Annotated in this window: 15 protein-coding genes; 13 read left to right on the top strand and 2 right to left on the bottom strand. The window is 43.9% G+C overall.

Annotated elements, in window-relative coordinates:
• Nucleotides 1-118 precede the first annotated feature (118 nt).
• On the top strand, nt 119-901 hold the full coding sequence (locus tag F0231_RS13040) for a TSUP family transporter (protein WP_171760164.1): 783 nt from the start codon (nt 119-121) through the stop codon (nt 899-901).
• A gap of 52 nt (nt 902-953) precedes the next feature.
• On the opposite strand, the gene grcA is transcribed toward F0231_RS13040, so the two are convergent.
• A complete protein-coding gene (gene grcA, locus F0231_RS13045; protein WP_171760165.1) occupies nt 954-1,331 on the bottom strand; it encodes an autonomous glycyl radical cofactor GrcA in 378 nt (125 codons plus the stop codon).
• 329 nt (nt 1,332-1,660) lie between these two features.
• Here grcA and nfo point away from each other — a divergent pair, with 329 nt between their 5' ends.
• The 3 genes from nfo to F0231_RS13060 all read left to right on the top strand — a co-directional run bounded on the left by nfo (nt 1,661) and on the right by F0231_RS13060 (nt 4,179).
• Entirely contained in the window at nt 1,661-2,545 is an 885-nt protein-coding gene (nfo, locus tag F0231_RS13050; protein ID WP_171760166.1) for a deoxyribonuclease IV, read from the top strand.
• 303 nt (nt 2,546-2,848) lie between these two features.
• Nucleotides 2,849-3,538 (top strand): uracil-DNA glycosylase, encoded by a 690-nt coding sequence (gene ung, locus F0231_RS13055; RefSeq protein ID WP_171760167.1) that lies wholly within the window; start codon nt 2,849-2,851, stop codon nt 3,536-3,538.
• Nucleotides 3,539-3,627: 89 nt separating this feature from the next.
• Nucleotides 3,628-4,179, top strand: coding sequence for a hemerythrin domain-containing protein (locus tag F0231_RS13060; protein ID WP_171760168.1), 552 nt, complete (start codon nt 3,628-3,630; stop codon nt 4,177-4,179).
• 53 nt (nt 4,180-4,232) lie between these two features.
• Here the strand turns inward: F0231_RS13060 and F0231_RS13065 are convergent, their stop codons facing one another.
• A complete protein-coding gene (locus F0231_RS13065; RefSeq protein WP_171760169.1) occupies nt 4,233-4,415 on the bottom strand; it encodes a DUF3545 family protein in 183 nt (60 codons plus the stop codon).
• 709 nt (nt 4,416-5,124) lie between these two features.
• On the opposite strand from F0231_RS13065, the gene F0231_RS13070 reads away from it, so the two are divergent.
• The 9 genes from F0231_RS13070 (at nt 5,125) to deoD (ending at nt 15,029) form a co-directional block, all read left to right on the top strand.
• Entirely contained in the window at nt 5,125-6,555 is a 1,431-nt protein-coding gene (locus F0231_RS13070) for a sodium:alanine symporter family protein (protein ID WP_171760170.1), read from the top strand.
• 112 nt (nt 6,556-6,667) lie between these two features.
• Entirely contained in the window at nt 6,668-7,441 is a 774-nt protein-coding gene (gene yaaA, locus F0231_RS13075; RefSeq protein WP_171760171.1) for a peroxide stress protein YaaA, read from the top strand.
• Nucleotides 7,442-7,458: 17 nt separating this feature from the next.
• A complete protein-coding gene (locus tag F0231_RS13080; RefSeq protein ID WP_171760172.1) occupies nt 7,459-7,617 on the top strand; it encodes a DUF5363 family protein in 159 nt (52 codons plus the stop codon).
• Nucleotides 7,617-8,390, top strand: a complete 774-nt coding sequence (locus F0231_RS13085; protein ID WP_171760173.1) for a TatD family hydrolase — start codon at nt 7,617-7,619, stop codon at nt 8,388-8,390. Before F0231_RS13080 ends, F0231_RS13085 begins: the two co-directional genes overlap by 1 nt.
• Before the next feature lie 205 nt (nt 8,391-8,595).
• Complete coding sequence (locus F0231_RS13090) at nt 8,596-9,858, top strand: NupC/NupG family nucleoside CNT transporter (protein ID WP_171760174.1); 1,263 nt, start codon at nt 8,596-8,598, stop codon at nt 9,856-9,858.
• A 735-nt stretch (nt 9,859-10,593) separates the two neighbouring features.
• Nucleotides 10,594-11,370 (top strand): deoxyribose-phosphate aldolase, encoded by a 777-nt coding sequence (gene deoC, locus F0231_RS13095; RefSeq protein ID WP_171760175.1) that lies wholly within the window; start codon nt 10,594-10,596, stop codon nt 11,368-11,370.
• Between the two features lie 113 nt (nt 11,371-11,483).
• The gene (gene deoA, locus F0231_RS13100; RefSeq protein ID WP_171760176.1) at nt 11,484-12,812 is read left to right on the top strand and encodes a thymidine phosphorylase; all 1,329 of its coding nucleotides are present in this window, start codon (nt 11,484-11,486) and stop codon (nt 12,810-12,812) included.
• Nucleotides 12,813-13,000: 188 nt separating this feature from the next.
• Nucleotides 13,001-14,221, top strand: a complete 1,221-nt coding sequence (locus F0231_RS13105) for a phosphopentomutase (RefSeq protein WP_171760177.1) — start codon at nt 13,001-13,003, stop codon at nt 14,219-14,221.
• 88 nt (nt 14,222-14,309) lie between these two features.
• Nucleotides 14,310-15,029 (top strand): purine-nucleoside phosphorylase, encoded by a 720-nt coding sequence (gene deoD / locus F0231_RS13110; RefSeq protein ID WP_171760178.1) that lies wholly within the window; start codon nt 14,310-14,312, stop codon nt 15,027-15,029.
• Nucleotides 15,030-15,178: the final 149 nt, after the last annotated feature.

Raw genomic sequence — 15,178 nt, forward strand, 5'->3', positions numbered from 1 at the left:
GCCTTTTTGTTTTTATCGTGTAGTGTTAATAGTTGGTCAGAGGTGACAATTTAAGTAACAGGTTGACTTAATTGGTGATACTTTACCGCTATAAATTTAGAAACGTACCGTGCACTCAATGGAACTGACTCTCGAAATATTGACTCTCCTATTCTTCGTCGCCACGCTTGCAGGATTTATTGATGCTATGGCGGGGGGAGGTGGATTAATTACACTCCCAGCGCTTCTTGCTGCAGGTGTCCCTCCAACTCAAGCGCTAGCAACGAATAAACTTCAAAGCTCCTTTGGTAGCTTCTCGGCAACGTGGTACTTCGTGCGCAATGGCATCGTTAACGTCAAAGAGATGCGTTTTGCCATTCTTTGCACTTTTATCGGTTCGGCAGTGGGAGCTGAAGCGGTTCAGTATATAGACGCGGGCATATTAACGAGCCTAATTCCCATTCTTTTGGTCGCTATTTCCCTTTATTTCTTGATGATGCCAAAAGCGAAAGAGCAAAAAGGCGAAGCAAAACTGTCAGAAGCGATGTTTGCTTTTAGTGTGGGGGGCGGAGTTGGATTTTATGATGGTTTCTTTGGCCCAGGCACGGGATCTATTTTTACGGTCTGTTTTGTAGCGCTAGGGCACTTCTCGCTCGTGGATGCAACCGCAAGAACCAAAGTGCTTAATTTTACTTCAAATATCGCTGCACTCATTTTCTTTGTCATCGCAGGCTTGCCCGTTTGGGAACTTGGATTGGTGATGGCTGCTGGCGGGTTTATTGGTGCTCAGCTTGGAGCTAAAGTGGTGGTGACCAAAGGTCAAAAATGGATTCGTCCGTTAGTGATCATTATGTCTATGTTGATGGCGATTAAGTTATTGTGGCAACAGCACCATGATTGGCTAGTTTCTCTAATGCTATAGGTATAAAAAAGGCGCTCATTGAGCGCCTTTTTCAAATATTATTGACTGAGAATTATAGAGACTCAGTGAAAGTACGAGCGATAACGTCGCGTTGCTGCTCTGTTGTTAGAGAGTTGAAACGTACAGCGTAACCAGATACACGAATTGTTAGCTGAGGGTAGTTCTCAGGGTTTGCAACTGCGTCTTCTAGCGTTTCGCGCTTTAGAACGTTAACGTTTAGGTGCTGACCACCTTCGATGCGTGGTGCTGTTTCGATAGCAACTTCACGGCTCTCGTATTCGCCCAGATCGTTGATTGTAACAACTTGGTCTGCTTCGAAGCCAGAATTCGCAGCTACGCAACGCGCTTCGTTCTTCTCGCTATCTAGAAGCCAGATTGAGTTTAGTAGGTCGTCGTTTGCTGCTTTAGTGATTTGAATACCTTGGATCATTACTATCTCCTAGTCCACATCGGTGGTTAATTGGTGTTAATTTTCGAATTTTGCTGAGCTACGTATTATATAGCGAATATCCCTTATGATAATATTGATTTAAGTCAAAAAACAACCAAAAACATTATTTTTGTAATGGTTATTTTCTTGTTCTAAATCAATAAAATCTTTGAAAACAATATAGTTACAATTTATTTGATAATATAAAAAATATTTAATAACTCATTTTGTTGTAATTTTACTACAAAATGAGACTAAAACTTGAGCTGCATCTTCTAAATGATTGTATTTGGGCTCTCATACTGAAAGTAATAGGTGATTAAATAACAATGATAAAAAAGCAACCAGGTAATAAGTATATTGGTGCACATGTTTCTGCTGCTGGTGGGGTTGATCAAGCTCCGCTTAGAGCAAGAGAGATAGGTGCGAACGCCTTTGCTTTGTTTACTAAAAATCAGCGCCAATGGGTCGCAAAACCTTTAGAGGCAAAAACGATCAGTGCATTTAAAGCCAACTGTAAACTACTGGGCTTTAGTCCTGAACAGATTCTGCCTCACGATTCCTATTTGATTAACTTAGGCGCACCAGAAGAAGAGAAGCTAGAGAAGTCCCGAGCGGCATTTATTGATGAAATGCAACGTTGCCATCAACTAGGTCTAACACTGTTAAATTTTCATCCTGGTAGTCATTTAAAGAAGATTTCTGAGAAAGCGTGTTTAGCGCGAATTGCCGAATCGATTAATTTGGCACATCAAGTTGTTCCAGAAGTCATTGCGGTGATTGAAAATACGGCTGGGCAGGGCACTAACTTGGGGTGGCGATTTGAACACCTTGCTGAAATTATCGCGCAGGTCGAAGATAAATCTCGCGTTGGTGTATGTATTGATACTTGCCACACCTTTGCTGCGGGTTACGATTTAAGAACTTTTGACGCTTGTGATGCCACGTTTGCTGAGTTTGATCGCATCGTGGGGATGCAATATTTAAAGGCAATGCACATTAATGACTCAAAGATCGAGCTAGGCGGCAAAGTTGATAGGCACCATGCCTTAGGTAAAGGTGAGATTGGTTGGGATTGTTTTGAGTACATATCGAAAGACCCGAGATTTGATCATACCCCCCTGATTTTAGAGACAATTGAGTCAGACCTTTGGCAAGATGAAATTGCAAAAATGAGAAAATTCCACCTAGAAGCATTGGCAGTCAATGTCTAGTTTGTAAGATCTGGCATTAATTTTTCATGTCCTTATATGTATTCGCACTATGAGGACATGAATTATGCCGTTTACTCACACTTATCCCTCAGTACGCACTGCTCGTTTCCCTACACCTAATCGCCACATTACCGGGCAGGGTCACTATCGAACGCCACAAAAGCAGACAAGTAACCTCAAGGCATCTTAATCGTCTACGTGAAAAACATTGAGAACACCCCATGCTCATGTGGTGTTGACCCCTTTGCTCCTTTAAGGTTATTTGCGACAATCGTTTTGCATACACAGTAAAGGAACGAAATTATGGCAACGCCACTGACTTGGCATGATGTGATCGAGGCAGAAAAGCAGCAAGAGTATTTTAAGCAGACTCTGTCGTTTGTCGAAGCTGAACGAGCTGCGGGTAAGGTCGTTTTTCCGCCTCAGTCAGAAGTCTTCAATGCTTTTAAGGCAACTGAGTTTGAAGACGTTAAAGTGGTGATCATCGGTCAAGATCCTTACCACGGTCCGAACCAAGCTCATGGTCTCTGCTTTTCTGTCTTGCCTGGAATTAAAACGCCTCCGTCTCTGAAAAATATGTATAAAGAGCTCGCTCAAGATATAGAGGGCTTCGAGATCCCACAGCATGGCTATCTACAAAGTTGGGCGGAGCAAGGTGTCCTGTTATTGAATACGGTATTGACTGTAGAGCAGGGTAAAGCACACTCTCATGCGAAGAGTGGCTGGGAGACGTTTACTGATCGCCTTATTGAAGCGGTCAATGCGCATCAGTCAGGTGTTGTCTTCTTATTATGGGGCGCACACGCGCAGAAGAAAGGTCGCATGATTGATCGCTCCAAACATCACGTTTTAGCCGGCCCACACCCGTCACCACTCTCTGCACATAGAGGCTTTTTTGGATGTCGTCACTTTTCCCAAACCAATCAACTATTGATTGAACAAGGAAAAGCTCCAATTGAGTGGACGTTACCTTTAACGGTTGAGTTACCTTAATAATGTTTGTTTAAAATTCGAACAGGATCAAAGCGTCTCTATATGCCATCTAATACACTTATAAAAAGTAAGTGTTAAGGAGAGGTGCTATGATGGTTGAAAGGATCAAACGAGAACACGGCTACATGGTGAGGTTACTGGCGATATTACGTCATAAGCTCAATATGTTAAAAGAGGAGCGGAGCGTTAATTACGCTGTGTTGAGGGAAGTGGTGGATTATCTCGCTCATCACTCTGAGAAAATTCATCACCCAAAAGAAGACATCTTGTATAACTATTACCTAGAGCACTACGGTGAGAGTGCAACTATTGATAACCTTGAGGCCGAACATCGCGCTTTATCAGAGAAGACTCATAATTTTCTCAATACGGTAGATATGGTTTTGCAAGATGCGGTGGTCCCGCATGATATTTTTGTCGAGCAATTAGCGTCTTTTCTTGATGCTCAGAAAAAGCACCTAGAGATGGAAGAGAAGCAGGTTTTCCCTCATTTACTTACCACGTTTACCACGCATGACTGGCAGGCAGTAGAGCAACAGTGGAGCGTTTGTGAAGATGATCCCTTATTCGGTTCTACCATTGCTGAACAATATCAACAACTCGCTGATCGCATTCACCAAAATGAACATGAGTGTATATAGCCGTTTTGTTCAGTGAGTAGATAAAGAAAAAGAGGCTCAATGCCTCTTTTTACTTAGTATTCGACGGTAGTTAAATCATCAAAGCCGATATCCATATCCATCAACTCTTTTTGTAGGCGTTGGCGGTCTTTAATTGCCTCAATTTCACGCCATTTACGTTTCATTGGTTTTGAGCGACTCGCCTTTCCTTTTGGTAAGTCCTGTTCAAAAATTTCTTCAAAGTTTAAGCCTTCCATAAGCTACCTCTTTTATGATTTTGAAGCCCTCAGCCTAGGGCCACTTTTTAATACCATATCTAAAACTAACGTAACTTTGATTCGTTTCTCATTTGTTACGTTTCAATGAAGTTTTTGCGCATATTGTGCGTGAGAGTCACAAAAAGACAGAATGAAGTGGTGTTTTTTTGAACGGTTGAACTGACGAAAACGATTAAATTGAGTATTCCCGATTGTTAATTCAATGTGTGAATTTTAAAGCTGAGTTCACTTATGCAACCCAATGTCTAACTTTTAAGAATGCGTCGCTTTGCTTTACCGTCTATTGTTTTTAATGCATTGCTTGAAGCCTTACATTGTAAGGACTTGAGTTTTTTCTTCTCAGACGCTGTGTCTAATTCTGATAAGAACTGGGTTGTTAAGTGATTTTGTCTGGTTTGTTTTCTTTTTGTTGTTAGGATGCGTGCCTTGCTGTTAATTGTTAGTGACTATCTAGTGAAATATAACAATGAAGTGAGTTAAATTGCATATTGATTTTTGCCCATCTTCACTGCATTATCCGCCCGTCAAAAAATACGCTGACACGTAAAATGGAAGCACGAAGCGAGTTTTACAGGTCTAAACTGCATAGAAAAATACAACCAAGACTAAGCAACCTTGACACTTAGTTAAGCAGTTAGATGGATGGCTTGGAAGCATAGGTTAGCGAACACTCAATCATGAGGATCTTATGACAGACTTAATTAACTTAATGAACGACCTTCTATGGGGTTCAATTCTTGTTTATCTTCTAGTCGGTGTTGGAATCTACTTTACGGTCCGTTTGGGCTTTATTCAGTTCCGTCACTTCGGCCACATGTTCTCTGTTTTGAAGAACAGCCGTAAAGCAGACAAAGCTGGTATCTCTTCTTTCCAAGCACTTTGTACTAGTTTAGCTGCTCGTGTTGGTACTGGTAACATGGCAGGTGTAGCCGTTGCTCTTACTGCTGGTGGTCCAGGCGCTATTTTCTGGATGTGGCTAATTGCTATGCTAGGTATGGCGACATCATTTGCTGAAAGTACGCTAGCGCAGCTATACAAAACGAAAGATGACGACGGTAACTACCGTGGTGGTCCAGCATACTACATGGAAAAAGGTCTAGGCATGCGTTGGATGGGTGTACTGTTCTCAGTATTCCTGATCATTGCTTTCGGTCTTGTTTTCAATGCAGTACAAGCTAACTCAATTGCCGGTGCGATGAACACGGCATTTGGTTGGGATAAGCTATACGTCGGTATTGCTGTTGTTGTGCTTTCTGCTGTGGTTATCTTCGGTGGTATTAAACGTATCGCACGTGTTGCGGAGCTGATTGTTCCTGTAATGGCATTGCTTTACCTTCTTCTTGCTATTGGCGTAATGCTAATGAATATCGAGAAGCTACCTGATGTTCTAGTTCTTATCTTCAAGAGTGCCTTCGGTCTACAAGAAGCAGCAGCAGGTGGTCTAGGCTACGCAATCGCACAAGCTATGATCAACGGTATCAAACGCGGTCTGTTCTCGAACGAAGCTGGTATGGGTTCTGCGCCAAACGCGGCGGCATCAGCAACACCTTACCCACCGCACCCAGCATCTCAAGGTTACGTGCAGATGCTAGGTGTATTCATGGACACTATCGTTATCTGTTCTGCAACGGTTGCGATTATCTTAATGTCTGGTGAGTATGTACCTCACGGTGAAGTAACAGGTATCGAGCTGACTCAGAACGCACTAAGTTCTCAAGTAGGTGATTGGGGTGGTATCTTTGTAGCAGTAGCGATTTTCTTCTTCGCATTTACTTCTATCATTGCCAACTACTCTTACGCTGAGACAAACCTTATCTTCCTTGAGCACAACCACAAAGCAGGTCTAGGTCTGTTCCGTATCATCGTGCTAGGTATGGTTATGTTTGGTGCGCTAGCGTCACTACCAGTCGTTTGGTCTTTAGCTGACGTTTCAATGGGTCTAATGGCGATTGTTAACTTGGTAGCGATTCTTCTTCTATCAGGCATCGTGATTAAGCTTGCGAAAGACTACAACCGCCAGCTTGCTGAAGGTAAAGTACCAACGTTTGACTCAAACGACTTCCCTGAACTGAAATCTCAGTTGGAAGATGGTATCTGGGATCAAACTAAGAAAGATTAATCTCGTACTATAGAGTTTATCTATTAGAACGATTCAAAAAGCCATGCAGACAATGCATGGCTTTTTTTGTACCCTAAACTCAATAAAACTGATAAATGGAAAGTGTAAAGTCATGTTGATCGTTGTTTCCCCTGCGAAAACCCTAGATTACGAATCGCCATTGGCGACAGAAAGGTTCACTCAACCTGAGTTAGTTGAGTATTCAAAAGAGCTGATTGAAGTTTGCCGTAAACTCACGCCTGCTGATGTATCAAGCCTAATGAAGGTGAGTGACAAAATTGCCGATTTGAATGTGGGCCGTTTTCAAGAGTGGAGCGAAACCTTCACCACTGACAATTCACGTCAAGCGATTCTGGCATTTAAAGGTGACGTCTATACTGGGTTAGATGCTCAATCCCTCTCAGATGATGATTTTGAATATGCTCAAGCGCATTTACGCATGCTGTCAGGTCTTTATGGCCTATTGAAGCCGCTTGACTTAATGCAGCCGTACCGTCTTGAGATGGGCACCAAGCTTGCTAATGACAAAGGAACGAATCTGTATCAGTTCTGGGGAAATGTCATCACAGATAAGTTGAATCAAGCCATTGCGGCTCAAGGTGACAATGTACTTATCAACCTTGCATCGAATGAATACTTCAAAGCTGTCAAACCAAAAGCACTGGATGCTCAGGTGATTACCCCTATCTTCAAAGATTGTAAGAATGGCCAATATAAGGTGATCAGTTTCTACGCTAAGAAAGCGCGCGGCATGATGGCTCGTTACATCATTGAGAATCGTATCGCTAGCGTAGCCGATCTGACTAAGTTCGATACCGCGGGCTACTACTTTGTTGAAGAAGAATCTACGCCGACTGATTTAGTCTTCAAGCGCGAAGAGCAGTAGGTCTTAAGGAGCAGGGGATGTTTGGATGGTTAAAACAGCTTATTGTCCGTTACGATGCGTGGTGTGCATCAATGGGCCTTACGCCGGAAAACAAGCGCAGCTGCGTACCTTATCGTCGAGATCCTGCTCATGATGTTGATAACTCATCACCACAATCCAATAAGGCGCGCGATTAGTGCGCCTTTTTGATACTCACTGCCACTTCGACTTTGAGGTCTTTTCACAAGACTTTGAAGCTCAGTTAACTCAGGCGCATGATTCTGGCGTTGAACGTTTTGTCATTCCGTCTATCGGTCTATCGAATTGGCAAACCGTTTCTATGCTCTCTTCTCAATACACTTCTATCTATCATGCGCTTGGCTTGCACCCATACTTTCTGAACGCGCAAAGTGAAGATCATCTGCCTATATTAGAAGAGAAATTGGCAGAAAGAAGCATGAAGTGTGTTGCGGTCGGGGAGTGCGGTCTAGATGCGATGATCGATGTCCCTGCAGAGCTTCAAGAACATCTGTTTTTGGCTCAAATTGAGTTGGCAAAAAGATATAAACTTCCTCTCATTTTACACGCCAGAAAGACTCATAACCGGCTGCTTCAATTGTTAAAAGAAGCCCGTTTTAATAACGGTGGAGTGTTACATGGTTTCGCAGGAAGCTATCAACAAGCGATGCAGTTTGTTGAGATGGGTTTTTACATCGGTGTCGGTGGTGTAATCACATATCCAAGAGCCAATAAAACTCGTCAAGCCGTTACTCAGATCCCGTTGAAAAACCTTGTGCTAGAGACTGATGCGCCTGACATGCCACTTAACGGACATCAAGGCAAGAGCAATCATCCTAAAATGATAGGTGAGATCTTGTCCTGCCTCGCAAGCTTAAAACAAGAGTCAGAGCAAACGATTGCTGAAAACGTTTGGAATAATAGCAATTTGGCGTTCGGTATTTGTGAATAAATTCTAAATAAAATGTTCTATTGATGATTATAAGCCTGCTGAATGGTGATCAACTTCACGTTACTGAGTGAACGCATGATGAATCTTATTAGAAAGTGTGAGGATGCCATTACTTTATCATTGGCCGGATGAGTATAATTGCGTCCGCTTTTGAGCTCCATTTTTGTAACACGCCAACAAATAACATATAAGGAAGTCATAAACTATGAGCCTGTTTATGAGCCTAGTCGGTATGGCAGTATTGCTAGGAATAGCACTACTACTGTCTGATAACCGCAAAGCTATCAATCTAAGAACTGTGGGTGGCGCATTCGCTATTCAATTTATCATCGGTGGTTTCGTTCTTTACGTACCATGGGGTCGTGACCTTCTAGCAGGTTTCTCTGCTGGTGTTGCTAACGTGATCGACTACGGTAAAGACGGTACTGGTTTCCTATTCGGCAGCCTAGTTAACTTCTCTGTTGACGGTATCGGTTTCATCTTTGCATTCCAAGTACTACCAACACTAATCTTCTTCTCTGCACTTATCTCTGTACTTTACTACATCGGTGTTATGCAGTGGGTTATCAAGATTCTTGGTGGTGGTCTACAAAAAGCACTAGGTACTTCACGTGCCGAGTCTATGTCTGCAGCAGCTAACATTTTCGTAGGTCAAACTGAAGCACCTCTAGTGGTTCGTCCGTTTGTTCCTAAAATGACAAACTCTGAGCTATTTGCAGTAATGTGTGGTGGTCTTGCGTCTGTTGCTGGTGGTGTACTAGCAGGTTACGCATCTATGGGTGTACCTCTAGAGTACCTTGTAGCAGCATCATTCATGGCAGCTCCAGGTGGTCTACTATTCGCTAAGATCATCAAGCCTGAAACTGACCAGCCAGACGAAGAGCTAGGCGGTGACATCGATGGCGGCGACGACAAGCCTGCTAACGTTATCGACGCAGCAGCTGGCGGTGCATCAGTTGGTCTACAACTAGCACTAAATGTTGGTGCAATGCTACTAGCATTCATCGGTCTTATCGCTCTTATCAACGGTATCCTAGGTGGTATCGGTGGTTGGTTCGGTATGGACAACCTTACTCTAGAACTAATTCTAGGTTACATCTTCGCGCCTCTAGCATTCCTAATCGGTGTGCCATGGGAAGAAGCAACTCTAGCTGGCTCATTCATCGGTCAGAAAACAGTTGTTAACGAATTCGTAGCTTACCTAAACTTCGTACCATACGTTGGTGAGAACGCTATTGTTGTTCCAGCAACTGGCGAAGTAATGTCTGAGAAGACAACAGCAATTATCTCGTTCGCTCTATGTGGTTTCGCAAACCTTTCTTCTATCGCGATTCTACTAGGTGGTCTAGGTGGTCTAGCTCCAAACCGTCGTCAAGACATCGCTCGTATGGGTGTTAAAGCGGTTGTAGCTGGTACACTATCTAACCTAATGGCGGCGACAATCGCTGGCTTCTTCCTATCTTTCTAATTGATTAAGTAGATAGATTATATAGACGCCGTTTTACAAAGCCCCGTAGTTGCATAGCTTGCTATGTACTACGGGGCTTTTTCGTTTTTCTTTCGTCGTCATTTTCCGCTAACTGCGTTAACTGCGAATATTCACCCCAATCATTTAGTGGAATTAAACTCGTGGGGACTCATATTCTTGTTGCCTTGTTAGCGAACAAATGACTTAGAAAGAAGCGTGCCCAATTGGCAATTGGGGGTATTGGATTCAGAGCGATTGCTTAGTGAGAAGCTTGAGCAATCGTTAAACAGAATCTTTTTTGAGATACAAACCGTTTGCGCTCTATGAGCCACTACAGATTTTCGATGAATATCTATAATGTATAGTTGTAGGAAGTAGAGTAACGCTTTTGAATAAAGTGTTTTAGGTTGAGGTGGAGAATGCCCAACGACCTATTTTGTACACTTAGATTTATTGAAATGTTTTTCGCTAGCGATAATTGATACAAGGAGTATGATTAACGCTGGCTGCAACGAGAGTTGCTAGGGCAATGCCCTAATACGTTAGACACCGCAATCGCAGATTGTTGTGCCATAGACCAAACTGGTACTGTGCGGTGACAAGGATAGCAATTGGGGGTTAATTCGCTGTTACCCCTGAGTCTTCAAGGAACCAAGTCCGTTCATTAATGACTACATCGCCAACTTGATAGTCAAGTTGAGCAGTAAAATTTTTGAATATTGATCGGAGATAGAAATGAGCGATTTAAAAGCAGCAGCACTACGTGCACTTAAACTAATGGACCTAACTACGCTGAATGATGATGACACTGATGCGAAAGTTATTTCACTTTGTCATGACGCAAAATCAGCAGTAGGTAACACCGCTGCAATTTGTATTTACCCTCGCTTTATTCCTATTGCTAAGAAGACACTTCGTGAGCAAGGTACGCCAGAAGTTCGCATCGCAACTGTAACTAACTTCCCACACGGTAACGACGACATTGAGATCGCAGTTGCTGAGACAAAAGCGGCAGTAGCTTACGGTGCAGATGAAGTAGACGTAGTATTCCCTTACCGTGCACTAATGGCAGGTAATGAAGAAGTTGGCTTCGAGCTAGTTAAGCAATGTAAAGAAGCGTGTGGTGAAATTCTTCTTAAAGTGATCATCGAAACGGGTGAGCTGAAAGAAGAAGCACTAATCAAGAAAGCTTCTGAAATCTGTATCAAAGCTGGTGCAGACTTCATTAAAACTTCTACTGGTAAAGTGCCAGTAAACGCGACGCCAGAGTACGCTCGAATGATGCTTGAAGTGATTCGCGATATGGGCGTAGCAGAAACAGTTGGTTTCAAACCAGCTGGTGGCGTGCGCACTGCAGAAGATGCCGCTGCATACCTTGCAATGGCTGATGAAATCCTAGGTGATAACTGGGTTGATGCTCGTCACTACCGTTTCGGCGCATCAAGCTTGCTAACTAACCTACTTAATACATTAGAAGTGACAGACGAGACTGCTGACCCAGCAGCTTACTAATTTTCTCATTCGAGAATAGATAAACACAAAGTCTGTTTGGTGGAGTAGCAAACCGCTGCTCCACATTACCTCTTTACCCTACAACCTTGCTGTTCAAAGCATGGGAGGATCTAATGTACTTACCTCAAGAAATTATTCGTAAAAAACGTGACGGCGAAGTTCTAACAGCCGACGAAATCAACTTCTTCATTCAAGGCGTAGCAAAAAACACAGTATCTGAAGGTCAGATTGCAGCGTTTGCTATGACTATCTTTTTCAATGAAATGACGATGCCTGAGCGTATCGCACTAACGTGTGCAATGCGTGACTCCGGTATGGTGATTGACTGGGGCCATAAAGAGTTTGGTGGTCCAATCGTTGATAAGCACTCAACTGGTGGTGTCGGTGACGTTACTTCACTAATGCTTGGCCCAATGGTGGCAGCATGTGGAGGCTTCGTTCCTATGATCTCTGGTCGTGGACTTGGCCATACAGGTGGTACGCTTGACAAGCTTGAGTCGATCCCTGGCTACAACATCACACCGACTAATGAAGTGTTTGGTGACGTAACTAAAGACGCTGGCGTAGCAATCATTGGTCAAACGGGCGATCTAGCGCCTGCTGACAAGCGTGTTTACGCTACTCGCGACATCACAGCAACGGTTGATAACATCTCGCTGATTACCGCTTCGATCCTCTCTAAAAAACTAGCAGCAGGCCTTGAGTCGCTAGTAATGGATGTAAAAGTAGGCTCTGGTGCATTTATGCCAACTTATGAAGCGTCAGAAGAGCTGGCTAAGTCTATCGTTGCAGTAGCAAACGGTGCTGGCACTAAGACAACGGCAATCCTTACCGATATGAACCAAGTACTGGCTTCTTCAGCGGGTAATGCAGTAGAGGTTCGTGAAGCAGTTAAGTTCCTAACGGGTGAATACCGTAACCCTCGTCTTCTAGAAGTGACCATGGCGTCATGTGCAGAAATGTTGGTACTGGGTAACCTTGCAGAGAACACTGAAGACGCACGAGCGAAGCTAATGGAAGTGCTAGATAACGGCAAAGCGGCTGAGTGCTTCGGTAAAATGGTTTCAGGCCTTGGCGGTCCAGCAGACTTTATTGAAAACTACGATAACTACCTAGAGAAAGCAGAGATCGTGAAACCTGTCTTTGCTGATGAGTCAGGTGTTGTCTCAGAGATGGATACACGTGCAATCGGTATGGCGGTTGTTTCTATGGGTGGTGGTCGCCGCGTTGCAACAGACGTAATCGACTACGCAGTTGGCTTTGATGGCTTTATTCGTTTGGGTGAACAAGCGTCTAGTGACAAGCCTCTCGCTGTGATTCACGCTCGCAATGAAGAGCAATGGCAAGAAGCGGCGAATGCATTAAAAGCAGCGATTACGATTGGTGGCGAGTATACGCCAACGCCAGAAGTGTATCGTCAGATTCGCGCTGAAGATCTTTAAACTCTTCATATTTGAACTTGCAGCGGCGTTAACTGCGCTCGCTCTCCCCAGTCACATAGACGAGCTATGCTCAGGGGATTCGCTTGCTTGTTGCCTTGCTGCAAGTCCAACTATCTAGAGTTGAATTACTATTATTATTAGATTGGTCGATTGAGCTTTTGCTCTTGGCCAGTTAAAGGAAGAGAGCAATGAAAAGAGCGTTTATTTTAGTTTTAGATTCATTTGGTATCGGTGCAACGGCTGATGCAAAAGACTTTGGCGATGTAGGTTCAGATACGATGGGTCATATCGCTGAACAGTGTGATAAAGGCTTGGCAGACAATGCGGATCGTAGTGGTTCACTTAAATTGCCAAACCTCACTAAACTAGGTCTAGCAATGGCACACAAAGAGTCGACAGGCAGCTTTGCTCCGGGTCTAGATGCTGACGCTGAAATTATTGGTGCTTATGGCCACGCAGCTGAGCTCTCTTCTGGTAAAGATACTCCATCAGGTCACTGGGAAATCGCAGGTGTACCTGTTCTATTCGATTGGGGTTACTTCACTGATAAAGAGAACAGCTTCCCTAAAGAGCTGACAGACCGCATTTTAGAGCGTGCAGGTCTGGACGGTTTCCTAGGTAACTGCCACGCGTCAGGTACTCAGGTTCTGGATGATTTGGGTGAAGAACATATGAATACTGGTCTGCCAATCTTCTATACCTCTGCGGATTCAGTATTCCAAATTGCTTGTCATGAAGAGACATTCGGCCTAGACCGTCTGCTTGAGCTTTGCCAAATTGCACGTGAAGAGCTAGAAGACTACAACATTGGCCGTGTTATCGCGCGTCCATTCATTGGCCCAGGTAAAGGTCAGTTTGAACGTACGGGTAACCGTCGCGATCTATCGGTTGAGCCACCTTCAGCAACGGTTCTACAGAAGTTAGTTGAAGAGAAGAACGGTGAAGTTCACTCTATCGGTAAGATCTCGGATATTTACGCGGGCTGTGGTATCACTAAGAAGACCAAAGCTACGGGTATTCCTGCGTTATTTGAAGCGACGAAAGACGCGATTAAAGAAGCGGGTGATAATACGATCGTATTCACCAACTTTGTTGATTTCGATTCAGCTTACGGCCACCGTCGTGATGTTGCTGGCTACGCTGCTGCGCTTGAGTACTTTGATGGTCGCATCCACGAAGTGATTGAGCTGATGGAAGAGGACGATGTACTTATCCTGACGGCTGACCACGGTTGTGATCCTACCTGGCCAGGTACAGACCACACCCGTGAGCATATTCCAGTGATTGTTTACGGTGCTAAGGTTCCTGCAGGTTCACTTGGCCTACGTGATACGTTTGCTGATATTGGCCAAACGTTAGCGAGCCACTTTGGTACGTCACCAATGGATTACGGCAAGAGCTTCCTGTAATCCAAATTAGTTATTATGAATAGAGGGCATGACCCTCTATTATTTTGTTTGCTTAAACTAACGTAGTTTAATAAAAGGAAATTGAATCATGGCAACTCCACATATCAACGCAGAAATGGGTGCATTCGCAGATGTTGTTCTAATGCCGGGTGACCCACTACGAGCAAAATACATTGCAGAAACCTTCCTAGAAGATGTTGTACAGGTATGTGACGTACGCAACATGTACGGTTTCACAGGTACTTACAAAGGCCGTAAAGTGTCTGTTATGGGCCACGGTATGGGTATCCCTTCTTGTTCTATCTACGCAACAGAGCTAATCAAAGACTTTGGTGTTAAGAAGATCATCCGTGTAGGTAGCTGTGGTGCGGTAAGCGAAGACATTAAAGTGCGTGATGTCGTGATTGGTATGGGCGCGTGTACCGATTCTAAAGTGAACCGTATTCGTTTCAAAGGTCATGACTTTGCAGCGATTGCTGATTACAAAATGGTACGTGCAGCAGAAGATGCAGCAAAAGCACGTGGCATTGAAGTGAAAGTGGGCAACCTTTTCTCTGCTGAGCTGTTCTACACGCCAGATCCTGAAATGTTCGAGGTAATGGACAAGTACGGTATTGTCGGCGTTGAAATGGAAGCGGCGGGTATCTACGGCGTTTGTGCGGAATACGGTGCAAAAGCGCTAACGATCTGTACTGTTTCAGACCATATCAAAACAGGCGAGCAGACAACGTCAGATGAGCGTCAAACTACGTTTAACGACATGATGATCATCGCTTTAGACTCAGTTCTACTAGGTGATGCTGAGTAAGTATTACTTTTCTTCTTCGTTCCTCACTTTTGAGGATGACGAATAAAAAATGTATGGTCCGCCCCGTTATTGCAACTACAATTTAGTAATAACGGAGTTGGTTTGCGCTAATGTATTCGGAGTCCGCGTCGGGAACATTAACTTCCCCG

The sequence above is a fragment of the Vibrio sp. RE86 genome, from assembly GCF_013114545.1.
Taxonomy (GTDB): Bacteria; Pseudomonadota; Gammaproteobacteria; order Enterobacterales; family Vibrionaceae; genus Vibrio.

Excerpts from the sequence above, each read along its gene's own strand:
- F0231_RS13040 (WP_171760164.1), top strand. The coding sequence starts at position 119 with ATGGAACTGACTCTCGAAATATTGACTCTCCTATTCTTCGTCGCCACG.
- grcA (WP_171760165.1), bottom strand. The coding sequence starts at position 1,331 with ATGATCCAAGGTATTCAAATCACTAAAGCAGCAAACGACGACCTACTA.
- nfo (WP_171760166.1), top strand. The coding sequence starts at position 1,661 with ATGATAAAAAAGCAACCAGGTAATAAGTATATTGGTGCACATGTTTCT.
- ung (WP_171760167.1), top strand. The coding sequence starts at position 2,849 with ATGGCAACGCCACTGACTTGGCATGATGTGATCGAGGCAGAAAAGCAG.
- F0231_RS13060 (WP_171760168.1), top strand. The coding sequence starts at position 3,628 with ATGATGGTTGAAAGGATCAAACGAGAACACGGCTACATGGTGAGGTTA.
- F0231_RS13065 (WP_171760169.1), bottom strand. The coding sequence starts at position 4,415 with ATGGAAGGCTTAAACTTTGAAGAAATTTTTGAACAGGACTTACCAAAA.
- F0231_RS13070 (WP_171760170.1), top strand. The coding sequence starts at position 5,125 with ATGACAGACTTAATTAACTTAATGAACGACCTTCTATGGGGTTCAATT.
- yaaA (WP_171760171.1), top strand. The coding sequence starts at position 6,668 with ATGTTGATCGTTGTTTCCCCTGCGAAAACCCTAGATTACGAATCGCCA.
- F0231_RS13080 (WP_171760172.1), top strand. The coding sequence starts at position 7,459 with ATGTTTGGATGGTTAAAACAGCTTATTGTCCGTTACGATGCGTGGTGT.
- F0231_RS13090 (WP_171760174.1), top strand. The coding sequence starts at position 8,596 with ATGAGCCTGTTTATGAGCCTAGTCGGTATGGCAGTATTGCTAGGAATA.
- deoC (WP_171760175.1), top strand. The coding sequence starts at position 10,594 with ATGAGCGATTTAAAAGCAGCAGCACTACGTGCACTTAAACTAATGGAC.
- deoA (WP_171760176.1), top strand. The coding sequence starts at position 11,484 with ATGTACTTACCTCAAGAAATTATTCGTAAAAAACGTGACGGCGAAGTT.
- F0231_RS13105 (WP_171760177.1), top strand. The coding sequence starts at position 13,001 with ATGAAAAGAGCGTTTATTTTAGTTTTAGATTCATTTGGTATCGGTGCA.
- deoD (WP_171760178.1), top strand. The coding sequence starts at position 14,310 with ATGGCAACTCCACATATCAACGCAGAAATGGGTGCATTCGCAGATGTT.